The following is a 23,024-nucleotide window of genomic DNA, read 5'->3' as shown; positions in this document are numbered from 1 at the left end:
CTGGTATAGTTGAATGAAAAATTCTGATAATTTAATCTTAGAAAAGAGAATCTTATGGCAAAACCTATTCGTGTTTTACTTTACTATAAATATGTTCCAATCGAAAACGCAGAACAATTTGCGGCTGACCACTTGGCTTTCTGTAAGTCTATTGGCCTCAAGGGCCGTATCCTAGTGGCTGACGAAGGGATCAACGGAACTGTTTCTGGTGACTACGAAACAACGCAAAAATACATGGACTACGTTCACAGCCTTCCAGGGATGGAAGACCTCTGGTTCAAGATTGATGAAGAAGAAGAGCAAGCTTTCAAGAAGATGTTTGTTCGCTACAAAAAGGAAATCGTCCACCTTGGTTTAGAGGATGATAACTTTGATAACGACATCAATCCTCTTGAAACAACAGGTGCTTACTTGTCACCAAAAGAATTTAAAGAAGCCCTCTTAGATGAAGATACAGTGGTCCTTGATACTCGTAATGACTATGAGTACGACCTTGGACACTTCCGTGGGGCTATCCGTCCAGACATCCGCAACTTCCGTGAATTGCCACAATGGGTTCGTGATAACAAGGAAAAATTCATGGATAAACGTGTCGTAGTATACTGTACAGGTGGCGTCCGCTGTGAGAAATTCTCAGGTTGGATGGTCCGTGAAGGCTACAAAGATGTCGGTCAATTGCATGGAGGAATTGCGACTTATGGGAAAGATCCAGAAGTTCAAGGGGAACTTTGGGATGGGAAAATGTATGTCTTTGATGAACGTATTGCAGTCGATGTCAACCATGTCAATCCAACCATTGTAGGGAAAGATTGGTTTGATGGCACACCGTGCGAACGCTATGTAAACTGTGGTAATCCTTTCTGTAACCGCCGTATCTTGGCATCAGAAGACAACGAAGATAAATATCTCCGTGGCTGCTCGCACGAGTGCCGTGTTCACCCACGTAATCGCTATGTTTTAGAACATGAATTGACGCAAGACCAAGTCATCGAGCGTTTAGCAGCGATTGGTGAGAACTTGGATCATTCTGAAGTTGTATAAAAGTCAGACAGTCCTTAGGGGCTGTTTTTCTATGCTTTTGACCAAAAAATCTTAAATTTGTTTCTGCATCTTTCAGGAAAATGGTGTATACTATATGTAAACGATTTCAAAGGAGACCATTATGGTGAAGACATTTTTTATTCCAAATAAACAAAGTATTTTAGGACAACAGGAGATTCTTACGGCCAAATCAATTTTAGGCTTAGTAGAAGGCCTAGAGTCGCATAGTTATGATGCTGTCTACCTCCGTCAACCTCTCAATCGCCTTGAGTATATCGAGTGTGGAATCGTAGGTAAGTCTCAATTTCTCTTTAAAGTTCGATATCTAGATGCTCAAAAAGGCTATCAAGTCATCATTCCTGACTTGATTACAAGAGCTGATTGGGAGATTGTAGAAGGGCTCTTGCGGGCTTTGTCTAGCAAGGTTGGTGAAGCAGTTGAAGGCTTGGCAGACTTTGACTTGGAAAACTATTTCCAAGAAACTGTCAAGAGCTATCTAGCGGATAAGGCTGCTCGTATGGCCTTCTGCCAAGGAATTCTTTCACCTGTTTACTTTGATAAGAAGGATTTAGAGAGTTTCCTAGAAGAAGATGGATTGACACGTTTTGAAGAGTTAGTCAAGAAGGTTCAAGGTTCAGATGCTTACCCTGCCAGCGCAAAATTTTATCCAGATGGAGAAGGTAAGGTTCATGGTATCTACCACCTAGCTCAGGGAGTAAAAACTATCTTACCAAAAGAACCTGTGATTCCAGCACCTTACGTTGAACAGTTAGTAGGCAAGGAGCTTGTATGGGAGATTGACCTAGTGAAAATCTCTGGAGATGGTTCAAAACCAGAAGACTATGAAGCAGTAGCTAGACTGGATTATCAAGCGTTTTTAGAAGCTTTGCCAAAAGAACTTTATCAGGACTTAGATGCTAACCAAGTAGAAGTAGGCCCTGTTTTAGGGAAAGATTTTGAGAACTTAGTAAAAGGTAACTAGAGGCATAAATGAAAGATATTGGTTTTAAATAATGTGAAAAGGCAGATCGTTTGGTCTGCTTTTTGTGTACAAAAAATCCTGTCAAGAGCTGACAGGATTTTATATTACATAAAGGCTAGAATTCGGAGATAATCAAAAACCAGTGCCATTTCTGCTAGGAAAAAGAGAAATAGGATGCTTCCGTTGACTAGGAAGGCCAAGAGAAGGCGATAGAAGGGGTCGCTTTGACTATCTTTACTAGATTTTGAGATGATGTAGAGGTTGGCAAGAAGTACCAGACCAATGCTAATGAGGCAAAGTAGAGCTGCAAAACGTAGACTATTAAAGAAGGCAAAGAAACTCGCAATACCCGTGAGCAGGATAGGAAGGGCGAAGAGTCTGCTATACTCTTGCAAGGCTTTTTCCAGTGTCCAGTTACGGTCTTGGTCGACAAAGCGTTTGACTACGAATCCGCCCATGAGGATAGAAAAGAAGAAGAGACTTGTAGCTACCAAAATTGAGAAGATAGAAAAGAGATTTAGTGAAGGGAAATGTTGGAGAGCTTTAGAGTCGATGGCTGCCATATGGCCGTAGTAGGCTTGCTTGGCGTGATAAACTGTAAAGAGGAAACTTGTGGCAGAAAAGATAGTTAGGAGCGCAAAGGCGTTATAACTATGTTTTTTATCTGTATCAATGCTTGCTGTTGGCTCTTTAAGAGCACCTAGTAGCCAAGTCCAAAAATCAGCCAATTCTTCTTTGAAGATTGCAGTTTTTGTAGGTGTAGGGTCTGGTAAAAATGGGCTTTCCAAAGATTTGCTGGTTAAAGGTTTGCTTGTCTGAGAAACTTCTTTAACAGGTTCTTCTGACTTGTCTGTCTTTGTTACCAGTTCTTCTTCAGCTTCTTCAGTTTCTTCTTCTTCTTCAGCCTCTACTTTTTCTAGGTCAGTTTCCTGATTTTCAGGATTGGCTTGAGGATTTTCCTCAACTACTGGCGCCTCTTCTCCTGCCTCTGAATCTTCTTCAAGGAGAACTGAGTCGGATGGGCTATCTTTTTTATCATTGTTGGCTGTTTTTTCGAAATCAGCACTTTCAAACCATTCTTGAGTCATAATAGACCTCCCTTTTTTGATTAATTTTTGAGTAGTAACTACTAGTTGTTTTTATTCATGATTTCTATAAGAAAGCAAGCGATCTCATTTTGGGAAATAGATACGTTGATTCGCTTTTGCGACGAGGAGATCTTGCGTATCTTTTTTTTCTGTTTTGTATGGGTTAGCTAAAGTTTCACCTTTACTACCTCCCCTAGGACTGTCATGTCCGTCTCGGTGCCAACGATAGATTTCACCATGTTCAGTAGAAAAATCTACATTGATTCGGTCAAGTTCCTTTTGGGATAACTCGAGCGAGATAGTTGTTTTGGCCTCAAATTCCACCCTACCATGTACTTGGATATCGTCTGCCATGATATGTTCATGCTCTGCTTTGATGCGACTATCTGTTAGATTTGTTTCAAATACATTGACGATTCCAGCTGTGGTTAATTGGCTATTTTTGATGTCGCTACTAGTGATACGAAGATAGCCATTTGACTGAATCTTGGCATTACTAAGTTTTGCATTAGTGATCGAAAGATCTCCATGTTCGATCTGGGTGGTTAGATTTTTTAATTCTTTTCCTCTTGGTAATGAGAGCACGACTTCATCATTGCGGCTTGAGACTCTGCTTGCGATAAATAGGATACCCTCAATACTAGAACCTATAGAGCGACGCTTAGTTGACTCGGTGTCTGAAATATCAAGAGTTTTTTCTTTGATAGAATTTTGAAGATTTTCTTTTTCAGAGAAGGTTGGATGATACTGGATGTGAATCTTGTCATCGCTTGATTCAGTGATAACGAGCGAATGTTCTTTTAGAGAGATGTTTAGATTTTCAATGTCTTGGTCAAATACAAGTTCTTCCTTACGGCTTTCAAATACTGGTTTTTGAGACATTGCAAGGAGGCTTCTGACACCATCTGTTTGGATCCCGATGATCATCATGGAAAAACCAATGATACTAGTAACAACACCAAAGATAAGAAATCCTTTTGTCCATTTACGCATGTCTTTCACCTCTCTTTCACCTCTCTTTCCTCTATTAAGAATCCATTGGATAAGTCGAAGGACTAGTAATCCAAAGAAACGGGTCACATAAGAAGTTGCTAGTAAGACTAGAGACGAAGCCCCAATCGCTAATAAACCTCCTCCAAAAATCAGCACAAAAGCAGATGTCGATTCAGCCAGAACGTAGAAGCTTTCAAATAGGAGAACGCCTCCTAGGATTAGTCCAGCCACTGATACAGCAAAGAAGGCCATAAGTACGCTGACAGCAGCGATAAAAATCCCGATGATAGCCATGAGAAGACCAATCCCGACTGGAATCCCGATAGGTGCAGCCAGAAGTGCGATGATTGCGATTTGTAAAACCTGACGGTTGTTCTTATTGGAATTTTCTTCGTTTATTTTCTTATCAAGAAGTGTAGTCAGGACATCATGGGCAGCTTCTTTTGGACTTCCCAGACTAGCGATAAGGTCCTCCTCACCTTCTGGACCAGCATCATCAAAGAGTTCTTTGAAGTAATCCATGGCTTCGATGCGATCAGCTTGAGGAAGCTTCATCAGATAGGCTTCAAGCTGATTCAAATATTCAGTTCTTGTCATGGCGAATGCTCCCTTCTATGATGCCGTTGATAGTGTCAGTGTAGAGTGTCCATTCTTCTCGAAGGACAAATAGTTGCTCCTCTCCAATTTCTGTCAAGGAGTAGTATTTGCGCATCCGACCTTGGTATTCGCGAGAGTATGTAGTCAGATAGCGGTTGGTCTCCAGTTTTTTCAAGATGGGGTAGAGAGTAGATTCCTTGATTTTGGCGATGAGTTTAATGGTTTGGCTAATTTCATAACCATAGGAATCCCCTTGTTCTAGAATGGCCAAGATGAGAAATTCAATCAAGGCCGATGATGTTGGAAAATACATGGGGCACCTCCTTTTTTAGTATGTAAAAATTTTATATATAATTATTCTACACATACATCATACATCTAAATGGAAACGCTGTCAAGTAATATGTATAAAAATTTTACATATAAAAAATCTTCCAGCAAAAACTAGAAGATTAGAGGCTGTTTTGCATTACTTTGAGGCAATGCTTATCTGTAATCCTCATCATAAATGGGCGGAAGATAAAAATACTTGTCTTCAATCTTGATTCTAGCACAGAGGATGCCGTTTTGATAGACATATCCGTTAAATGGAGGATAGCTATCCAAGTTTTTTAGGATATTCTCAGGCAAAGATCTGAAATTGTAATCCCTCGGAGCCCCAGAAACAATCAATCTTTCAGTCCGATAAGCCTTGATTTCTTTTTCATATTTTTTGAGAAATGCTTCTCGTTTGCTTTCAAAGAGAGCCAAATCTCCATCATCTAACTGGTAATAGCGTTCATAACCAGCAATCCAAGAAATATAAACACACAGTAAAGATTTTTCTATCTCAGGAGAGTAGCCAATTGTAAAGTAATTTTCTTTGTCGACCTGCCGATTTTCTACTGTGATAGTTTGTATAAAGTTAGTCATGATAATCTCCGTTTCAAGAATGAACTAGAAAGGCTTCTCATTTAAAAATCTTTTAGCTCATCAAAGATTTCTATAAATTTTTCTTTGTCCATCCCTAAATCTTCAGGTAGTAAATCTAAGATCTCAACTAGGGCACTATAGATATCCTCTCTCTCGATTGTTTCAATAAAACAGTTACGTTTGTCCATTTTATTGAAACCTTGAGTATATTCTCTTATGAGAACTTCTACGTTTGTCATAGTGTTCTCATTGGGGTTTTCTAGAAGCTTTATAAGGCTTGCTCTAGTCTTTCTATATAGAGAGGCTGCTTTTTTTGCGTTTGAAATATTTTCTTGTCCATCCCATGAGCGAAATGGATTGTCTAGGTTTTGAGCTAGCCATTCAGATTTTCTAGGTTTTGTTATCCAAAGATTCAGTCCCTTGTCCTGTTGTTTTTTATAATATTTTTTGGCTACTTTAGCGGCATCTTCTGGTAAGCTACTCATCCAAAACATGCTTAATTGAGGTAAATCTTCTGGTTTGGGGATATCCTCTGCAGTAAAGCCAAACAAATCAACGGTTGAAAAATTGATTAACTCTTTTAACTCTGACAATTTATGGAAATTAAGAATATTACCAGGTTTCCCCCATAATCTCAATTCCCTAAGATTTGGATAGTTATTCAAGATTTGTGCAAAGTCTATTTCAAGGATGTTAGAACAATGGATGGCTCCCAAATCCTTTAATCCCAGCACCTTAGGCAGAGAACGATCAAGTTGTAATCGTAAGCTGGCTCCATGATCCTTTACAAGTATCTGACAATTGTCGCTCATGTCTCCTAATAAGAGTAGCTCCTCCAAATCATCATTCAATCTAAGTTCCTCTACACCTGTCAAATCAATGGAAAGTCGGTGTATGGATGTCTTAGAAAAATCCAGTTTTGTTTGTCCATGCTTTTCAAGAACTAGTTCTGTAATAAAAGGAGTCGACTGCAAATACTCATATATATTTTTGTGCCATTTAGTTAATGCTAACTTAGATAAGCAAGGAAAGACTTTTAATTCTAATGCGTCTTCAAAAGGAGCCCACTCGTCATTGATATTGTGTTTAGAAATACGGTAGTCATTCCCTGCAAATGAAACCTTTTCCTTGCTTTTATCTGCTTTCTTAAATAAATCTCTTTTTTCTTTTGATATTTCTTGCCATTTCAGTTGCCTATAAACATCATAACCATTCCCCCAAAACATAGCATATGTGTTTGTGCTTTCGGTTGTTAATGGTGTTGTATTACCAATAAAAATATAATTTGACGGTACATGAATATCAACATTACTCAGATGTAAGTCTCTTTCCCAGTACATAAAATCAATGTACAGTGGCTTTAAGAAAGATAGTTCTTCTTCTCTAAGAGGTTCTTCTCCTGACCAGTCTAATGACAGCAGGACAGCCTGAGGCTTTTTCTCCCCCTCTTCAATCTTGGTTATTTGACAAGCTATGTATTTTTTAAGATGGAAATTATAAACACAATATACGTCCCCTGCTTTTGCTAGCATATAAATTTCTCCTTAAATGTTACTACATTTTCAATAGTCTTTTTAGACTTTTAAACAAATACTTGTTTGTAATCGAGTTAAAACAAGTAAAGTTCTTTAAGATTTTATTTTAGATAGATTTCTGGTTTCTCAATGACTGAGCCATCCTTCAATTTGGTAATTGAAGGATTTTATGATGCAAAAGTTTAACCTCCTTGGAAGGTTTGATTGTTAGATATTCTAGCTTTATCAGATTAATGATTGAAGTTGCGTCCTTACTTTTTTGGATACCAGTAAAAAAGTTGAAATAGCGTAACTATGGTATATCATTTAAAAAGTTAGAGGAATCTACATGGATGTTTTTAGGGGCAAAACAATCCCCTTCAATTGAGAGAGTTTCGACTTCTTTGAGAGATAAATTGTATAGTTGTTTCCATCATAGGTATATTATAGCATGTTTAGGATTCAGGGAAGTCTTGTGAAGAGTCTTATCAAACATTTTTAAAAGAAAAAGCCAGACATCCGTCTGGCTTGAAAAGTATTTCTCGTTGAGTTGAATTTCAACCTTTTAAAGGATTTTATCCGCTCGGTCCACTATAAAGACTGAAATAATGATAATGATATCAATAATTAGAAGAGCCAGTACGGCTGGGACCCAAGATTGGAAAAAGTTAAAACTGTAACCAAAGAGGGCTGGGCCGATGGCTGCCAAAATGTAGCCACCGGTCTGGGCAAGTCCAGACAATTGAGCCGTCTTTTCAGGTGAGCTTGTTTTGATAGAGAAGCAAACCATGAGATAGGGGAAAAGTGCGCTACAGGCAGTACCAATTAAGAGATGGGCCACCAACCAGTAGAGGAAACTGTTGCTCGGGTATAAAAGCATAGCAATTCCAAGCATTCCAGCCAGAGAGACGATTGTTAACATGATTTGACGGTGACGATTGGACAAACGAGTCGTTAGACTTGGAATGGTCATGGAGAAGGGGATACTAGTCAGAGAAAAGATAGAAGCTAAAAGACCGGCATCTGTGTGAGATAAGCCAGCACTGATTGCCATGGTAGGTAACCAAGTCATACTAGTGTAGAAGAGTAAGGATTGGAGACCACAAAAGATCATGATGGCCCAGACTTGCTTGTTTTTTAAGATATTCTCTTTCTTTTGTTTTTTCTCATTTCCTTTTAGAAAATGATTGTGACTATAGTTAGGTAACCAGACCACCAAAGTTAGTAGGCAGACCAAAGATAAACAGAGAATCAAGCCTTTCCAAGAACTTGCTTGGCTGATGGGTACAGATAGATAGGAAGCAAGAGCTGTTGCAATCCCCATAGAAGTCACATAAAGTGTTGTCAGAAAACTGATTTTTTGCGGGTAGTTTGCCTGAATCAGGCTAGGAAGGAGCACGTTAAAGATCGCAATACTCGCTCCGATTAGTAGAGTCCCCAGATAGAGCAGGGGAAGATTAAAGATACGAATCACTGAACCTATGGTCAAGACGATAAGACTATAGGTGAAAAGGTGCTCAAGTCCAATTTTTTGAGCCAAACGGGTCGCAAAAGAGGAGAAAAGGGCAAACATTAAGAGAGGGAGACTGGTCAAAACACCAAGTGAACTAACTTCCACTCCTAAACCTTGGGCAATATCTCCTAAAATAGTCGGTAAGGCCGTAAAAGGAGCTCTTAAGACCGCTCCAATTAAGATAATTCCTAGAATAAAAAAGAGTGATCGTTTTTTCATGTGAACCTCAATAAGCTGATTTTGATAACAGCTTATTTTAAGGCTTTTTCCAATAGATGTCAAGATAGGATGAGGGAATCCGCTAACTAGCTGATCGAAATCATGGGTAAAAAAGAAGGATAGATTTACTAGTTTTTTTCTTGTATTCAAATAAAAATAGGAAAGTCTGAAAAATTGTGATAAAATAGTGAAAGAAAATATTTAGGAGACTGTAAGTGATTCAACAAATCGATAATTTAATCGTCTCTATTGTGATTAGTGCTTATAATGAAGAAAAATATTTACCAGGCTTAATTGAAGATTTAAAAAGACAGACATACAATAAAGAAAATATTGAAATTCTATTTATTAATGCAATGTCTACTGATAAGACAATCGATATTATTCAGCGATTTATCTCTGAGGATACCGAATTTAGGTCGATTAGATTGTATGATAACCCTAAAAAGAATCAAGCAAGTGGTTTTAATTTAGGGATTAAGAACTCTAATGGAGACCTTATTTTGAAGATTGATGCGCACTCCAAAGTCACAGAGAATTTTGTGAGGAATAATGTTGAGCTAATCAATCAGGGAGAATATATCTGTGGTGGCCCTAGACCGACGATTGTTGAAGGCGAAGGGAAATGGTCAGAAGCTTTACATATCGTTGAAGAAAATATGTTTGGAAGTAGCATCGCAGATTATCGAAATAGCTTTCAAGACAGATATGTTTCTTCAATTTTTCATGGTATGTACCGTCGAGAAGTTTTTGAGAAAGCTGGTCTAGTCGATGAACAGCTTGGAAGAACAGAAGACAATGAACTTCATTATCGTATCAGAAATCACGGATATAAAATTAGATTTAGTCCCAACGTTTTATCTTATCAATATATTCGACCAACATTTAAAAAGATGCTCCACCAAAAGTATTCAAATGGTCTATGGATTGGATTGACAACTCATGTTAAACCAAGATGTCTATCTATTTTTCATTATGTTCCCTTTGCTTTTGTGTTAAGTATTATTGTAAGTACTATACTAATACCTTTTTCTCCATTCTTTTTAATGTTTCTATTAGCGATTTATAGCCTTTTTGTTATATCATTGACTATACTTACCTTATTGAAACATAAAAATGTAGCATTGCTCTTAATGCCAGTTATGCTGTTTTCAATCCATTTTGCCTACGGCATAGGCACAATAGTTGGGTTGATTAAAGGTTTTAAATGGAGAAAAAGTTATAAATCTGAAATTCAGTATTTAGATTAAGACTCCTTATCTCATGCTCAATTAAACATTTTCTCTGTGTAGGAGGATACCATTCACATGAATAAAAAAATAACAGATTACGTAATTGATCTGGTTGAAGTATTAAATAAACAACAGAAACAAATTTTTTGGGGATTTTTTGATATTGCCAGTATGGTCTTATCAATTATTGTTTCCTATATTCTATTTTATGGCTTGATTAATCCAGCCCCGGTAGACTATGTCATTTACACAGGCCTAACCTTCCTTTTCTACCAGCTTATGATTGGATTTTGGGGGCTGAATGCTAGTATTAGTAGATATAGCAAAATCACAGATTTTATGAAGATTTTCTTCGGAGTGACTATCAGTAGTATCTTCTCTTATGTGATCTGCTATGCTTTCTTGCCACTCTTTTCTGTCCGCTTTATCGTACTCTTTATCCTATTAACAACTTTCTTGATTCTACTTCCTCGTATCACTTGGCAGTTGATTTACTCAAGACGTAGAAAGGGAAATGGCGAAGGAGAACACCGTCGTACCTTCTTGATTGGTGCAGGCGATGGTGGTGCGCTCTTTATGGACAGCTACCAACATCCTACTAGTGACCTTGAACTGGTTGGGATTTTGGATAATGATGAAAAGAAAAAAGGACAAAAGCTTGGTAAAATCCCAGTTTTGGGTTCTTATGATGATCTACCAGAATTGGCTAAACGCTATAGAGTTGAAAAAGTTATCGTTGCGATTCCGTCACTAGATCCATCTGAATATGAGCGAATCCTGCAAATGTGTAACCATATCGGTGTAAAATGCTATAAGATGCCGATGATTGAGTCAGTTGTGCAAGGCATCCAACCTCAAGCAGGTAGTTTCCAGAAGATTGATATCACAGACCTTTTAGGACGTAAGGAGATTCAGCTTGATGAATCACGTCTGGGTTCTGAAATCACTGGCAAAACCATCTTGGTGACCGGTGCCGGAGGATCAATCGGTTCAGAAATCTGTCGTCAGGTTAGTCGTTTCAATCCTGAACGTGTCATTCTGCTCGGTCATGGAGAAAACTCTATTTATCTTATTTACCATGAATTGATTCGCAAGTTCCAGGAAATTGATTTTGTTCCTGTCATTGCTGATATTCAAGATTACGATCGTTTGCTTCAAGTTTTTGAGCAGTACGAACCAGCTATTGTTTACCATGCTGCAGCCCATAAACATGTTCCGATGATGGAGCGTAATCCAAAAGAAGCCTTCAAGAATAACATCCTTGGAACTTATAATGTTGCTAAGGCAGTTGACGCTGCTCGAGTTCCAAAAATGGTCATGATTTCGACAGATAAGGCCGTTAATCCACCAAACGTAATGGGAGCAACTAAACGTGTGGCTGAGTTGATTGTTACAGGTTTTAACCAACGTAGCCAATCAACCTATTGTGCGGTGCGTTTCGGTAACGTACTCGGTAGTCGTGGTAGTGTGATTCCTGTTTTTGAACGTCAGATTGCTGAAGGTGGGCCTGTAACGGTGACGGACTTCCGGATGACTCGTTACTTTATGACTATTCCAGAAGCTAGTCGTTTGGTGATTCATGCAGGAGCTTATGCCAAGGATGGAGAAGTCTTTATCCTTGATATGGGTAAACCAGTACGCATTTACGACTTGGCTAAGAAAATGGTTCTACTCAGTGGCCATACTGAAAATGAAATTCCAATCGTAGAAGTAGGTATTCGCCCAGGTGAAAAACTATACGAAGAGTTACTTGTATCAACTGAATTAGTTGACAATCAAGTAATGGACAAAATCTTTGTTGGTAAGGTAAATGTGATGCCTCTTGAAATAATCAATCAGAAGATTGAAGAATTCCGTACTATGCAGGGTTCTGAGTTGAAGAGAGCTATTATTAGCTTTGCTAACGAAACAACACATGTTGACTAAATATAGATGAGATATTATCCGCGACTTCTTTTATAGAAGGAACAGATAATATCTTTTTTTCTAGATTTCGAGAGACTTTCAGAGTTTTTTGAACAAACTTGTTATTATTGGACAGATATGGTAAACTATAGTAAATAAAAAATTAGGGAGTAACTTATGATTAACGCTTATAAGAATTTTTTTAAAGGATATGTAGATTTTGCAGGTCGTTCAACACGTTCCGACTATTGGTGGGTTTGGCTTGGAAATATTATTCTTTATATTCCTTTCTTCTTAACATATGGAAATGCTCTGGCTAATTCGCGAAACGAGGGTGCTCTTATATCTTTGGGCTTTATCGCTATTATCTATTTTATTTTTGGCCTAGCACTTTTATTGCCGTCACTTGCTTTGATGGTCCGTCGCCTTCGTGATGCTGGTTTCCACTGGGCATTGATCTTTATTTTATTCGTTCCACTAGGTAGTATTGTTCTTCTAGTACTTTTCGCTATGCCAACAAAGGAAACACTATAAGATTAACTATCTGAAGAATGCTACAAGGACTAAGAAGTTTCAATCTTGCATAGGACTTCTTGAATATTATTGAACAATTTGCTAACACTCCCAGGTCTTTTACTAGATTTGGGAGTGTTCTATAACTGTACAGTATCTACTAGTAAAATAAAAAATGGGAGTATCCTATGATTAACGCGTATAAAAATTTTTTTAAGAATTATGCAGAGTTCACTGGGCGTTCGACGCGTCCAGATTTCTGGTGGGTTTGGTTAGGAAACTTCATCCTTTCTATTCCTTTCTGGATCATCTATTTCTACACTGTATTACTTAGTACCGTGATGGATTCGATAGACGACTCAGTGAGCGAAGCGACTTTTATGGTGTTTGGCTTAGTTGTTATTATTTATTTAGTTTTCTTCCTAGCAATCTTAGTGCCAACACTAGCTTTGTCGGTTCGTCGTTTGCGTGATGCTGGTTTTCACTGGGCATTTATTTTCCTTCGCTTCGTCCCAATGGGGGGTCTTGCTTTGTTGATTCTACTCGCTATGCCAACAAAAGAGATTGAAGTGGTAAACTACAGTGAACCTCAGGCAGTTAATGTCGAAGAAGTCATCGAGGTGACACCATTCGAAGAATCAGATAAGAACTAAGAGATTCTTGTTTTACGATTGAGTCTTGTTTGGTAGTACTTTTCCTTGTTTAAGATCTAATACGGAGTATCCTATGATTAACGCTTATAAAAAATTTTTTAAAGGATTTGCAGATTTTTCAGGGCGTTCAACACGTCCAGATTTTTGGTGGGTTTGGTTAATGAACAGTATCTTATCCATTCCTCTTTACATTACCTATTTTCAGGCTGTTTTCACTGAAGAAGAAGTAGCAGACCCTGTCGCAAGTATTGGACTTCTGAGTTTTTATATCATTTTTTATTTAGTGATATTCATACCGAGTATCGCTCTAAGAGTTCGTCGTTTACGCGACGCTGGCTTTCATTGGGCCTTCATTTTTCTCGCTTTCGCTCCAATGGGAGGCTTTATTCTTTTAGCCCTGTTTGCAATGCCAACTAAGGAAGTGTCTGGCTAATAAATGACGGACCGAAGTAATCACAAGTTAAAAACACTCCAATAAAATTGGAGTGTTTTTTAAAATCTTCTATTGTAGTTGACGTAAAATATCTCTTGGTTGATGAGCAACCCATTCAGGTTGATAGGTCATGAGCTCCTTTTCGTCGCCAAATCCCCAAGTAACCGCTAGTTTTTTAATACCAGTTTCTTGGGCACCGATCATATCAAACTTAGTGTCGCCGATAAGGACCACTTTTTCTGGAGCCAGGTTATGAGTTGCCAAAGCTTGACGAATGACATCTGCCTTGTGCACTGCTTGAGGGCTTGAACCATAGATGCCATCAAAGAAATGATCAATTTCAAAGTTGCTTGTCATATGGACTGCTGTCGGGGTATTTTTTGTGGTCGTGATATAGAGAGGATATTGTTGAGCTAGTTCAGTGAGCAACTCCTTGATTTGTGGAAAGAGCTGGGCTTCGTAAACTCCCTTTTCCTTATAATAGGAACGATAAAGTTGGATAGCTGTCTCGATTTGATCTGCTGGGAGGCAACTAGCGAAACTAGTTTCCAATGGTGGTCCCATAAAGCCACGGATGGTTTTTGCATCTGGACTAGGGACTCCCAGTTGTTCAAAAGTATAGGTGAACCCATTGTGAATACCAATTGAGCTATCTACAAGGGTTCCATCTAGATCAAAAAAGATGGCTGATAGAGATGACATTGATTCTCCTAGTAATTTGAAATTATTCGCCGAAGATTTCTTTTTGAAGGCGACGACCTGTCGGTGTGGCAGCGAGCCCACCCTCGGCAGTTTCACGAAAGGCAGTTGGAAGACTAGAGCCCACTTGGTACATGGCATCAATGACTTCATCAACTGGAATTTTTGATTCGATACCAGCTAAAGCCATATCAGCTGCGATGAAGGCGAAGCTTGCTCCCATAGCATTACGCTTGACACAAGGGACTTCAACCAAACCTGCAACGGGGTCACAGATAAGACCGAGCATGTTTTTGATAACGAAGGCGATAGCCTGACTCGCTTGATAAGGAGTTCCACCTGCAGCTAGAGTTAGGGCAGCAGCGCTCATGGCAGAGGCAGATCCAACTTCGGCTTGACAGCCTCCTTCAGCTCCCGAGATAGAAGCGTTGTTAGCAATGACGAGCCCAAAAGCACCAGCAGCAAAGAGAAAATCTAGTTGTTGTTCATGCGTTAAATCTAACTTTTGAATAGCAGATGTGAGAACTGCAGGAAGACAGCCTGCGCTACCTGCGGTTGGTGTCGCACACACAAGGCCCATTTTGGCATTGTGCTCATTAACGGCAATGGCGTTACGGGCGGCAGACAAGACAGTGAAGTCTGATAAGGTCTTTCCTCTTTTGATGTAGTGGTCGAGCTTAGCTGCATCACCACCAGTCAGACCGCTACGAGATTTCTTTTCGCTGAGACCAAGCTCGACGGAAGCTTTCATGACTTCGAGGTTACGTTCCATGAGAAGGAGAACTTCTTCTCGCTCACGACCAGTTAGCTCAAACTCAGTCCTAATCATGAGCTCAGCAACATTTCCTTGGAAGTCAAGTTCGGCTTGTTCGACTAGTTCTTTGATAGAGTAAAACATATTTTCTCCTATTGAAAGAAATTGACATTGTGCAAATGAGGAATTTTACGAATTTCTTCGATAGATTCTTCACAGTTGCGACTATCAACTTCGATAATCATAATGGCTTTCTCCCCGGCCTTTTCTCGGGTCACATTCATTTGAGCGATGTTAATGTCAAAGCGTGATAGGGCCTCTGTCACATGAGCAATCATACCTGGAACATCTTGATGAACGATGATAATAGTAGGTGTATTCATGTTGAGGGATACCGCAAAACCATTGAGTTCTGTCACCTGGATATTTCCACCGCCGATTGAAATTCCTGTTACGCTGATAGTCTTACGATCGTTCTTAACAGTGATTTTCGTAGTATTTGGGTGGGGAGCATTACTGTCCTTTTGGATGGCCCATACGATTTTAATGCCACGCTTATGAGCAATTTCTAAACTATTTGGAATTTCAGGGTCATCGGTATCCATTCCTAAGATCCCAGCTACAAGGGCAAGGTCTGTCCCGTGTCCACGATAGGTTTTTGCAAAAGAGTTAAAAAGCTGGAATTCAACTTCAGTTGGAGTATCATCAAAGATAGATGAAACGATTTTACCGATACGAACAGCTCCTGCCGTGTGACTACTAGATGGCCCAATCATGACTGGTCCAATGATATCAAAGACAGATTGAAAACGAAGTGATTGCATCTGTTTCCCCTTAAAAAGATTCTTACTTCTATTATATCAAAGATTGGATGTAAGTGCTTATTTACATTCTGAAATATATAAAAATAGCAAAAACCTTTAATACTAAGGGTTTTGTAACAAAAAACGCTTTTTTCAGGTAAATAAATCACAGTTCTGTAACATTTCTACACAAATTCGTTAACAAATAGTAACATTAGAAAGGTATCATGGTAGTATAAGAAAAAAGGAGAACTTTTTTAAATGAAATTAAACATTAAATCTAAACTTGCAGGATTTGCAGTTGTACTTGCTTTCCTTGCACCATCACTAACTTTTGCACAAGAAACAAAAACTTACACAGTTAAACCTGGAGACACTCTTTCAGAAATTGCTGAAACTCACAACACAACAGTTGAAAAATTAGCTAAATTGAACAACATTAAAAATGTTGACCTTATCTTTATTGACCAAGTATTGGTTATTGATGGGGCGGCTCCAGTTGCTGAAACTACAACAACAGAAGCTCCTGTAGCAGAAGTTGAAGAAACTCCAGCAGTTGCTGAAACTGTTGTAGAAGAAACTACATATGAAGCTACTTACGAAGCTCCAGCACCTGCAGCGACAGAAAGCTACTCAGCTCCAGCTGCAACTGTAAGCGGATCTGAAGCAGAAGCGAAAGAATGGATCGCTCAAAAAGAATCAGGCGGTAGCTACACAGCTACAAACGGACGTTACATCGGTCGTTACCAATTGACAGATTCTTACTTGAACGGTGACTACTCAGCTGAAAACCAAGAACGTGTAGCAGATGCTTATGTTGCAGGACGTTACGGTTCATGGACAGCTGCTAAGAACTTCTGGCTTAACAACGGTTGGTATTAAGAAGATATAGAAAAGGAAGTCTCAATGACTTTCTTTTTTGTTTACAAAGATATCAACTTCTCGCTCTAGTTCTGTTAGTAAGTGTTCATCTTCTACTAGCTTAGCTAAGGAGAGTCCATTTTGTATCAACTGAGCATCATTAGTACAAATGCCTATACGAATATAGGAAAAAGCAAGTGTGTCATACTGTTTGCTTATTTTTGCTTCCTCCAAGAGAGTGTAGCAAAGCTGTTTGCAAAGCAACTTATCACCATTGTAAAGATAAAGAGTTGAGAGATTCAAAAGCAACATCATATTTTGTCATTTTTATTATATCTAAGCATGTCTACTAGTCCAATTGTTGGACTAGTGATTGGACATACTAAAATAAATCTAATAAATTCTATTATTATGGCTCTTGGTATGATATTGGCATTAATTTTGGTATTATCAAGAGTGTATAGAAAATATTTTTATAGAGACGAAGATGACTAAAGTTTTAATCAATAATTGGCTCCATAATATCTATAGGGAATTTACCCACTACAAATATCATAGAGCCCTAAAAAAGAGCCTGGAATGGCTCTTTTTATGTACTATTATTTTTATTTGATGTAAACATTAGTGGTAGCAGATTTATTAAGGCTCTGACAAGTTTATGGATTTTCTACACCTGAATTAGTAGGTTGATGACTATTTGTATTGCTATCTTCAGCATGATTACTATTGGTATTAGCCTCTGTTTGACCTCCTGTATTAGCACCATTATCTCCTCCACTGCTAGCACTATCAGTTGAGTATTGGTCCGTTGCAGGTGCTTGAGAATTAGATATGCTTCCATTTGTTTCTGGATAACTTTGAATATAGCTACTATCTTCTGAACGGCTGGCTTCTAGTCCGGCATCTCTAGTAGTCGTTTCTGTTTGGGTAGTTTTTTCTTCTTCTTTTTTGGTCAAGATTTCAACTTGTTTTTGGAATTTAGAGATTAGTTCTTGAATTGGTTTTATCTTTTCTTCAAGAGCAGTTTGGTCGCTGGCAGAATTAATGTTTTTAATGATGTCTATTATTTTTTGCAAGGAAGTGATGGCTGTTTCAAGTGCTTGTTTATCTTGAAACTGGCTATCAGAATCCTTTATATCTAATTTCAAAGCTTTTTCACTATAGTGATTTGTGACTTTATCGGCTGTAGCAGTAAGAAAGTTTGCTAGTGTCTTTTTGCCTTCATCAGTAGTTGGTTTCAATTCTTGGATTTTTTTCCAATCCTCTATAATGGTTTCAGAATCGATATCGAAGTTTTTAATAGCATTTTTTACTTGTTCAACATCTTGATGATTCTTTTGATGGTTGACAAAAGCAATGTTTCCTCTCTCTGCTTGGATTTTTTCTTGATGAATGACCAAGCCTGTCAAAAGTCCAATACCTGCAATAAGTGTAATAATAAAAATAGTATTTTTTGATTTTAGAATATCTTTGTAGTTATTCACATTAGTCCTACGCACATGGATGATGGTGTATGTATGGAATCATGTGCGCATTCCTCCTTATTACAGTATATCATTTTTAGTTGATTTTAAAAAATAAGTTTATAAAGAGAATAGAAATTTAGGTATGAATTGATTTCTTTTGTATTCTTATCTTCATGTATTTACAGAAGAGGGTGATAGATTGTCAGCCTCTTTCTTGTCTTCTCTAACCAAGCATGTTATAATGAAAACTGCTCAAACGACCTTCAATCGTGATAGCAAACACGACCTTCAATCGTGAATAAACGAATAGATGGGAGAACTACCATGAGTGATAACTCTAAAACACGTGTTGTCGTGGGGATGAGTGGTGGTGTTGATTCGTCGGTGACGGCTCTTTTGCTTAAAGAGCAGGGCTACGATGTGATCGGTATCTTCATGAAGAACTGGGATGACACAGATGAAAACGGCGTCTGTACGGCGACCGAAGATTACAAGGACGTGGCTGCAGTGGCAGACCAGATTGGCATTCCCTACTACTCTGTAAACTTTGAAAAAGAGTACTGGGACCGCGTTTTTGAGTATTTCCTAGCGGAATACCGTGCAGGACGCACGCCAAATCCAGATGTTATGTGCAACAAGGAAATCAAGTTTAAGGCTTTTTTGGACTATGCCATGACCTTGGGGGCAGACTATGTGGCGACTGGTCACTATGCCCGTGTGGCGCGTGATGAGGATGGCATTGTTCACATGCTTCGTGGCGTGGACAATGGCAAAGACCAGACCTATTTTCTCAGCCAACTTTCACAAGAACAATTACAAAAAACCATGTTCCCACTGGGACATTTGGAAAAGCCTGAAGTTCGCAAACTAGCAGAAGAAGCAGGCCTTGCGACTGCTAAGAAGAAAGATTCAACAGGAATTTGCTTTATCGGAGAAAAGAACTTTAAAGAATTTCTCAGCAACTACCTACCAGCCCAACCTGGTCGTATGATGACTGTAGATGGTCGCGATATGGGTGAGCATGCAGGCCTTATGTATTATACGATTGGTCAGCGTGGAGGACTTGGTATCGGTGGTCAACACGGCGGTGACAATGCTCCTTGGTTTGTTGTCGGAAAAGATTTGAGCCAAAATATTCTCTATGTAGGCCAAGGCTTCTACCATGATTCGCTCATGTCAACAAGTTTACAAGCTAGTCAAGTCCACTTTACCCGTGACATGCCAGAGGAATTTACGCTTGAATGTACTGCTAAGTTCCGCTATCGTCAACCAGACTCGAAGGTGACTGTACATGTCAAAGGGGATCAGGCAGAGGTCATCTTTGCGGAGCCACAGCGCGCCATTACACCAGGACAGGCAGTTGTCTTTTATGATGGCGAAGAGTGTTTAGGTGGCGGTTTAATTGACAATGCCTACCGTGATGGCACGGTTTGTCAGTATGTCTAACTGGAGTTAAGTAAAAATGATGAGTTCTCAATTTTTTTATGCATTTATGGCATTTTTCGCTATAATGAACCCAATTTCAAATCTTCCTGCTTACATGGCTTTAGTAGCAGATGATAGTCAAAAAATTTCACGAAAAATTGCTTTTAGGAGTCTTTTAATTGCCTTTGTTATTGTAACTGTTTTTATCTTTTCAGGAGATTTCATTTTTAAAGTATTTGGAATTACAATTGTTTCTTTCAGAATTGCTGGTGGAATATTAGTGGCCGTTATCGGTTATCATATGATTAATGGTAATCATTCACCCAGCTATAAAGGAATGGAGCAGCAAGCAGTAAATTCAGATCCAATGTCTATTGCTATTTCTCCTCTTGCAATGCCACTTTTTGCGGGACCAGGTACAATTACAACTGCTTTAAGTCTGGCTAATGGAGGTTTGCAGAATCAACTGATAACCGTAGTTGCTTTTGCTCTACTATGTGTCATCACTTATCTCCTGTTAAGAAGTGCAAAACAAATTGCAGGCTTCTTGGGAGAAAATTTGATGAAAATTATAACGAAAATGATGGGACTTTTACTATTCTCGATAGGAATACAGATGATTATCGTCAGTGTGCAGACCTTGCTCAAACAGTGATTTGCATTGACAAAACGATTTGATTTGATAAAATAACTTTAACAATAGTCATGATGGTCAAAGCTCATGGATATTGCAGGCTTTTTGTTCTGCACTTCTTACGAGTTTTGACTGTTTTTGTGTCGTTTAAAGGAAAGGGCAAAAATGACTCAACAAGACTTTCGGACAAAGGTGGGAAACACTGTTTTTGGTGTTCGGGCAACAGCCTTGATTCTCCAAAATCATAAGCTCCTAGTCACCAAAGATAAGGACCAGTATTACACCATCGGCGGTGCTATTCAAGTCAACGAAAGAACGGAAGATGCGGTAGTCCGTGAGGTGAGGGAAGAACTGGGTGTCAAAGCTCAAGCTGGACAACTAGCTTTCGTGGTTGAAAATCGTTTTGAAGAAGACGGCGTCTATTATCACAACATCGAGTTTCATTATTTAGTGGAATTACTTGAGGATGCCCCATTGACCATGCAGGAGGACGAAAAAACGCAGCCCTGTGAGTGGATTGACTTGGACAAGCTTGTGGATATTCAGCTGGTTCCAGCCTTTTTAAAAACAGCCCTACCAGATTGGGACGGCCGACTAAGACACATTCATCTTGAGGAATAGGAGAGAAAATGACTTATAATTTTACAGAAGAATACGATATTATTGTAATCGGTGCGGGACATGCGGGGGTCGAAGCTTCCCTAGCTGCGAGCCGTATGGGTTGCAAGGTTTTGCTTGCGACTATCAACATTGAAATGCTGGCCTTCATGCCATGTAATCCGTCTATTGGTGGTTCTGCCAAGGGGATTGTTGTGCGTGAAGTCGATGCTCTTGGTGGCGAAATGGCAAAAACTATTGACAAGACTTACATCCAGATGAAGATGCTCAACACTGGGAAAGGACCTGCTGTTCGTGCCCTTCGTGCGCAGGCTGACAAGGAGCTTTACTCTAAGGAAATGCGCAAAACGGTTGAAAATCAAGAGAATCTCACTCTTCGTCAAACTATGATTGATGAGATTTTGGTGGAAGATGGCAAGGTTGTCGGTGTTCGTACAGCGACCCATCAAGAGTATGCTGCAAAGGCTGTTATTGTGACTACAGGGACAGCCCTCCGTGGGGAAATCATCATCGGAGACCTCAAGTACTCGTCAGGTCCTAACCACAGCTTAGCTTCGATTAACCTAGCTGACAATCTCAAGGAATTGGGCCTCGAGATCGGTCGTTTCAAGACAGGAACACCTCCACGTGTCAAGGCTTCCTCTATCAACTATGATGTGACAGAAATCCAGCCAGGAGATGAAACACCAAATCACTTTTCTTATACTTCACGTGATGAGGATTATGTAAAGGACCAAGTACCATGTTGGTTGACTTATACCAATGGTACCAGTCATGAAATTATCCAAAACAATCTCCACCGTGCGCCTATGTTTACAGGTGTGGTTAAGGGAGTGGGACCTCGTTACTGTCCGTCGATTGAGGACAAAATTGTACGTTTTGCGGACAAGGAACGTCACCAACTTTTCCTTGAGCCAGAAGGACGCAATACAGAAGAAGTATATGTTCAAGGGCTTTCAACCAGTCTTCCTGAGGATGTGCAACGTGACTTGGTACATTCCATCAAAGGTTTGGAAAATGCAGAGATGATGCGAACGGGTTATGCTATCGAGTATGATATGGTCTTGCCTCACCAATTGCGTGCAACTCTGGAAACCAAGAAAATTTCGGGGCTCTTCACAGCTGGTCAGACAAATGGAACGTCAGGTTACGAAGAAGCTGCTGGTCAAGGGATTATTGCTGGTATCAATGCGGCTCTGAAAATCCAAGGTAAGCCTGAGTTGATTTTGAAACGAAGTGACGGTTATATCGGGGTGATGATTGACGACTTGGTGACCAAGGGTACCATTGAACCTTACCGTCTCTTGACCAGTCGTGCCGAATACCGCCTCATTCTTCGTCATGACAATGCCGATATGCGTTTAACTGAGATGGGGCGCGAGATTGGTCTCGTGGACGATGAACGCTGGGCTCGTTTTGAAATCAAGAAAAATCAATTTGAAAATGAAATGAAGCGTTTAGATAGCATCAAACTCAAGCCAGTCAAGGAAACCAACGCTAAGGTTGAAGCGATGGGATTCAAGCCCTTGACGGATGCGGTGACAGCCAAGGAATTCCTCCGTCGCCCAGAAGTCTCTTACCAAGATGTGGTAGCCTTCATTGGACCTGCTGCTGAAGAATTGGATGACAAGATTATCGAATTGATTGAAACAGAAATCAAGTACGAAGGCTATATCTCAAAAGCCATGGATCAGGTTGCCAAGATGAAACGCATGGAAGAAAAACGCATTCCAGCTAACATCGACTGGGATGACATTGATTCCATTGCGACAGAAGCTCGCCAGAAGTTCAAACTCATCAATCCGGAAACTATCGGCCAAGCTAGCCGTATTTCAGGTGTAAACCCAGCAGATATTTCCATTCTTATGGTGTACTTAGAAGGTAAAAATCGAAGTATTTCTAAAAACTTAGAAAAAAAAGCTGACTAAAAATAAAAAGCTGAATTCTCTATTGAGGGCTTCAGCTTTTTTAGTTTTTTCTTCATTTTTCGAATTAAGAGAAAAGGAGAAATGACTATGCTGACAGTAGAAGAAAAAATTTTTTTAGAAGCCTATAAAAAAGCGTCTTATCATCGTTTTTATGAGATTGAATACTTCGCTAATCTCTGTAAAAAGCTGAACAAATGTCCTCAGCAGGCTGACAAGAACTAGACTTTTTGATATACTAGAA

General features: G+C 39.3%; 24 protein-coding genes and 2 pseudogenes. 14 read left to right on the top strand and 12 right to left on the bottom strand.

Translation table 11 applies throughout. From position 1 onward, the window contains the following. The first annotated feature begins 54 nt into the window (after window positions 1–54). Together QM419_RS07335 and QM419_RS07330 are read left to right on the top strand one after the other, a co-directional pair. The gene (locus QM419_RS07335; RefSeq protein WP_414254574.1) at window positions 55–1,041 is read left to right on the top strand and encodes a rhodanese-related sulfurtransferase; all 987 of its coding nucleotides are present in this window, start codon (window positions 55–57) and stop codon (window positions 1,039–1,041) included. 121 nt (window positions 1,042–1,162) lie between these two features. Continuing rightward, a complete protein-coding gene (locus QM419_RS07330; RefSeq protein ID WP_414254575.1) occupies window positions 1,163–2,023 on the top strand; it encodes a DUF4299 family protein in 861 nt (286 codons plus the stop codon). Between the two features lie 104 nt (window positions 2,024–2,127). Here QM419_RS07330 and QM419_RS07325 read toward each other — a convergent pair whose 3' ends face one another. The 7 genes and pseudogenes from QM419_RS07325 to QM419_RS07295 all read right to left on the bottom strand — a co-directional run bounded on the left by QM419_RS07325 (window position 2,128) and on the right by QM419_RS07295 (window position 8,859). Next, window positions 2,128–3,111 (bottom strand): DUF6574 domain-containing protein, encoded by a 984-nt coding sequence (locus QM419_RS07325; RefSeq protein WP_414254576.1) that lies wholly within the window; start codon window positions 3,109–3,111, stop codon window positions 2,128–2,130. 84 nt (window positions 3,112–3,195) lie between these two features. Continuing rightward, a pseudogene (locus QM419_RS07320) lies at window positions 3,196–3,876 on the bottom strand (DUF4097 family beta strand repeat-containing protein); the annotation flags it as partial. Between the two features lie 240 nt (window positions 3,877–4,116). Beyond that, a pseudogene (locus tag QM419_RS07315) lies at window positions 4,117–4,701 on the bottom strand (DUF1700 domain-containing protein); the annotation flags it as partial. Beyond that, window positions 4,688–5,014: a PadR family transcriptional regulator gene (locus QM419_RS07310; RefSeq protein ID WP_049526196.1), complete on the bottom strand. Its 327-nt coding sequence runs from the start codon at window positions 5,012–5,014 to the stop codon at window positions 4,688–4,690. The pseudogene QM419_RS07315 and the gene QM419_RS07310, both read right to left, overlap by 14 nt. 173 nt (window positions 5,015–5,187) lie before the next feature. Further along, complete coding sequence (locus tag QM419_RS07305; RefSeq protein WP_414278351.1) at window positions 5,188–5,613, bottom strand: hypothetical protein; 426 nt, start codon at window positions 5,611–5,613, stop codon at window positions 5,188–5,190. Window positions 5,614–5,654: 41 nt separating this feature from the next. Continuing rightward, on the bottom strand, window positions 5,655–7,145 hold the full coding sequence (locus QM419_RS07300; RefSeq protein ID WP_414278350.1) for a gliding motility protein: 1,491 nt from the start codon (window positions 7,143–7,145) through the stop codon (window positions 5,655–5,657). Window positions 7,146–7,692: 547 nt separating this feature from the next. Continuing rightward, window positions 7,693–8,859, bottom strand: coding sequence for a CynX/NimT family MFS transporter (locus QM419_RS07295; RefSeq protein ID WP_414278349.1), 1,167 nt, complete (start codon window positions 8,857–8,859; stop codon window positions 7,693–7,695). A 215-nt stretch (window positions 8,860–9,074) separates the two neighbouring features. On the opposite strand from QM419_RS07295, the gene QM419_RS07290 reads away from it, so the two are divergent. From QM419_RS07290 to QM419_RS07270, 5 genes are all read left to right on the top strand, one after another. After that, window positions 9,075–10,109 (top strand): glycosyltransferase family 2 protein, encoded by a 1,035-nt coding sequence (locus tag QM419_RS07290; protein WP_414278348.1) that lies wholly within the window; start codon window positions 9,075–9,077, stop codon window positions 10,107–10,109. Window positions 10,110–10,166: 57 nt separating this feature from the next. Then, window positions 10,167–12,017: a polysaccharide biosynthesis protein gene (locus QM419_RS07285; protein WP_414278347.1), complete on the top strand. Its 1,851-nt coding sequence runs from the start codon at window positions 10,167–10,169 to the stop codon at window positions 12,015–12,017. A gap of 156 nt (window positions 12,018–12,173) precedes the next feature. Continuing rightward, window positions 12,174–12,530, top strand: a complete 357-nt coding sequence (locus QM419_RS07280) for a DUF805 domain-containing protein (protein ID WP_178895584.1) — start codon at window positions 12,174–12,176, stop codon at window positions 12,528–12,530. Window positions 12,531–12,697: 167 nt separating this feature from the next. Then, window positions 12,698–13,162 carry a DUF805 domain-containing protein gene (locus QM419_RS07275; RefSeq protein WP_414278346.1) on the top strand — a complete coding sequence of 155 codons (465 nt, stop codon included), beginning with the start codon at window positions 12,698–12,700 and terminating at the stop codon, window positions 13,160–13,162. Window positions 13,163–13,235: 73 nt separating this feature from the next. Then, window positions 13,236–13,595, top strand: a complete 360-nt coding sequence (locus QM419_RS07270; protein WP_414278345.1) for a DUF805 domain-containing protein — start codon at window positions 13,236–13,238, stop codon at window positions 13,593–13,595. Between the two features lie 69 nt (window positions 13,596–13,664). Here QM419_RS07270 and QM419_RS07265 read toward each other — a convergent pair whose 3' ends face one another. The 3 genes from QM419_RS07265 to sdaAB are packed head-to-tail and all read right to left on the bottom strand — an operon-like array spanning window position 13,665 to window position 15,872. Further along, window positions 13,665–14,297, bottom strand: a complete 633-nt coding sequence (locus QM419_RS07265) for an HAD hydrolase-like protein (protein ID WP_414278344.1) — start codon at window positions 14,295–14,297, stop codon at window positions 13,665–13,667. Between the two features lie 22 nt (window positions 14,298–14,319). After that, the gene (sdaAA, locus tag QM419_RS07260; protein ID WP_414278343.1) at window positions 14,320–15,192 is read right to left on the bottom strand and encodes an L-serine ammonia-lyase, iron-sulfur-dependent, subunit alpha; all 873 of its coding nucleotides are present in this window, start codon (window positions 15,190–15,192) and stop codon (window positions 14,320–14,322) included. Between the two features lie 8 nt (window positions 15,193–15,200). Next, entirely contained in the window at window positions 15,201–15,872 is a 672-nt protein-coding gene (gene sdaAB / locus QM419_RS07255) for an L-serine ammonia-lyase, iron-sulfur-dependent subunit beta (RefSeq protein WP_414278342.1), read from the bottom strand. 240 nt (window positions 15,873–16,112) lie between these two features. Here sdaAB and QM419_RS07250 point away from each other — a divergent pair, with 240 nt between their 5' ends. Beyond that, on the top strand, window positions 16,113–16,733 hold the full coding sequence (locus tag QM419_RS07250; protein WP_414278341.1) for a LysM peptidoglycan-binding domain-containing protein: 621 nt from the start codon (window positions 16,113–16,115) through the stop codon (window positions 16,731–16,733). Between the two features lie 21 nt (window positions 16,734–16,754). Here the strand turns inward: QM419_RS07250 and QM419_RS07245 are convergent, their stop codons facing one another. Beyond that, on the bottom strand, window positions 16,755–17,027 hold the full coding sequence (locus QM419_RS07245) for a hypothetical protein (protein WP_414278340.1): 273 nt from the start codon (window positions 17,025–17,027) through the stop codon (window positions 16,755–16,757). Here QM419_RS07245 and QM419_RS07240 point away from each other — a divergent pair. Beyond that, window positions 17,010–17,207, top strand: a complete 198-nt coding sequence (locus QM419_RS07240) for a hypothetical protein (RefSeq protein WP_414278390.1) — start codon at window positions 17,010–17,012, stop codon at window positions 17,205–17,207. The two genes, QM419_RS07245 and QM419_RS07240, sit on opposite strands and share 18 nt — an antisense overlap. Window positions 17,208–17,368: 161 nt before the next feature. On the opposite strand, the gene QM419_RS07235 is transcribed toward QM419_RS07240, so the two are convergent. Then, complete coding sequence (locus QM419_RS07235) at window positions 17,369–18,196, bottom strand: hypothetical protein (RefSeq protein WP_414278339.1); 828 nt, start codon at window positions 18,194–18,196, stop codon at window positions 17,369–17,371. Between the two features lie 306 nt (window positions 18,197–18,502). Between QM419_RS07235 and mnmA the strand changes: the two genes are divergently transcribed. The 5 genes from mnmA (at window position 18,503) to QM419_RS07210 (ending at window position 23,005) form a co-directional block, all read left to right on the top strand. Beyond that, entirely contained in the window at window positions 18,503–19,624 is a 1,122-nt protein-coding gene (gene mnmA / locus QM419_RS07230) for a tRNA 2-thiouridine(34) synthase MnmA (protein WP_414272964.1), read from the top strand. A gap of 19 nt (window positions 19,625–19,643) precedes the next feature. Then, window positions 19,644–20,258: a MarC family protein gene (locus tag QM419_RS07225; protein ID WP_002894248.1), complete on the top strand. Its 615-nt coding sequence runs from the start codon at window positions 19,644–19,646 to the stop codon at window positions 20,256–20,258. 144 nt (window positions 20,259–20,402) lie between these two features. Beyond that, window positions 20,403–20,858, top strand: a complete 456-nt coding sequence (locus tag QM419_RS07220) for an NUDIX hydrolase (RefSeq protein ID WP_254727286.1) — start codon at window positions 20,403–20,405, stop codon at window positions 20,856–20,858. A gap of 8 nt (window positions 20,859–20,866) precedes the next feature. Continuing rightward, window positions 20,867–22,783, top strand: a complete 1,917-nt coding sequence (mnmG, locus tag QM419_RS07215) for a tRNA uridine-5-carboxymethylaminomethyl(34) synthesis enzyme MnmG (protein WP_016466468.1) — start codon at window positions 20,867–20,869, stop codon at window positions 22,781–22,783. Between the two features lie 87 nt (window positions 22,784–22,870). Continuing rightward, window positions 22,871–23,005 carry a hypothetical protein gene (locus QM419_RS07210; protein WP_259274709.1) on the top strand — a complete coding sequence of 45 codons (135 nt, stop codon included), beginning with the start codon at window positions 22,871–22,873 and terminating at the stop codon, window positions 23,003–23,005. The last annotated feature ends 19 nt before the right edge of the window (window positions 23,006–23,024 follow it).

Origin of the sequence: Streptococcus infantis (assembly GCF_047464715.1) — a bacterium.
GTDB lineage: Bacteria > Bacillota > Bacilli > Lactobacillales > Streptococcaceae > Streptococcus > Streptococcus infantis_S.
Note: the sequence above shows the minus strand (reverse complement) of the source record. Positions and strands in the feature narration are given on the sequence as shown.

Coding starts and splice junctions, on each gene's coding strand:
- QM419_RS07220 (WP_254727286.1), top strand. CDS start 20,403: ATGACTCAACAAGACTTTCGGACAAAGGTGGGAAACACTGTTTTTGGT.
- QM419_RS07295 (WP_414278349.1), bottom strand. CDS start 8,859: ATGAAAAAACGATCACTCTTTTTTATTCTAGGAATTATCTTAATTGGA.
- QM419_RS07225 (WP_002894248.1), top strand. CDS start 19,644: ATGAGTTCTCAATTTTTTTATGCATTTATGGCATTTTTCGCTATAATG.
- QM419_RS07300 (WP_414278350.1), bottom strand. CDS start 7,145: ATGCTAGCAAAAGCAGGGGACGTATATTGTGTTTATAATTTCCATCTT.
- QM419_RS07245 (WP_414278340.1), bottom strand. CDS start 17,027: ATGATGTTGCTTTTGAATCTCTCAACTCTTTATCTTTACAATGGTGAT.
- QM419_RS07330 (WP_414254575.1), top strand. CDS start 1,163: ATGGTGAAGACATTTTTTATTCCAAATAAACAAAGTATTTTAGGACAA.
- QM419_RS07210 (WP_259274709.1), top strand. CDS start 22,871: ATGCTGACAGTAGAAGAAAAAATTTTTTTAGAAGCCTATAAAAAAGCG.
- QM419_RS07270 (WP_414278345.1), top strand. CDS start 13,236: ATGATTAACGCTTATAAAAAATTTTTTAAAGGATTTGCAGATTTTTCA.
- mnmG (WP_016466468.1), top strand. CDS start 20,867: ATGACTTATAATTTTACAGAAGAATACGATATTATTGTAATCGGTGCG.
- QM419_RS07250 (WP_414278341.1), top strand. CDS start 16,113: ATGAAATTAAACATTAAATCTAAACTTGCAGGATTTGCAGTTGTACTT.
- sdaAB (WP_414278342.1), bottom strand. CDS start 15,872: ATGCAATCACTTCGTTTTCAATCTGTCTTTGATATCATTGGACCAGTC.
- mnmA (WP_414272964.1), top strand. CDS start 18,503: ATGAGTGATAACTCTAAAACACGTGTTGTCGTGGGGATGAGTGGTGGT.
- QM419_RS07275 (WP_414278346.1), top strand. CDS start 12,698: ATGATTAACGCGTATAAAAATTTTTTTAAGAATTATGCAGAGTTCACT.
- QM419_RS07305 (WP_414278351.1), bottom strand. CDS start 5,613: ATGACTAACTTTATACAAACTATCACAGTAGAAAATCGGCAGGTCGAC.
- QM419_RS07280 (WP_178895584.1), top strand. CDS start 12,174: ATGATTAACGCTTATAAGAATTTTTTTAAAGGATATGTAGATTTTGCA.
- QM419_RS07325 (WP_414254576.1), bottom strand. CDS start 3,111: ATGACTCAAGAATGGTTTGAAAGTGCTGATTTCGAAAAAACAGCCAAC.
- QM419_RS07335 (WP_414254574.1), top strand. CDS start 55: ATGGCAAAACCTATTCGTGTTTTACTTTACTATAAATATGTTCCAATC.
- QM419_RS07285 (WP_414278347.1), top strand. CDS start 10,167: ATGAATAAAAAAATAACAGATTACGTAATTGATCTGGTTGAAGTATTA.
- sdaAA (WP_414278343.1), bottom strand. CDS start 15,192: ATGTTTTACTCTATCAAAGAACTAGTCGAACAAGCCGAACTTGACTTC.
- QM419_RS07310 (WP_049526196.1), bottom strand. CDS start 5,014: ATGTATTTTCCAACATCATCGGCCTTGATTGAATTTCTCATCTTGGCC.
- QM419_RS07265 (WP_414278344.1), bottom strand. CDS start 14,297: ATGTCATCTCTATCAGCCATCTTTTTTGATCTAGATGGAACCCTTGTA.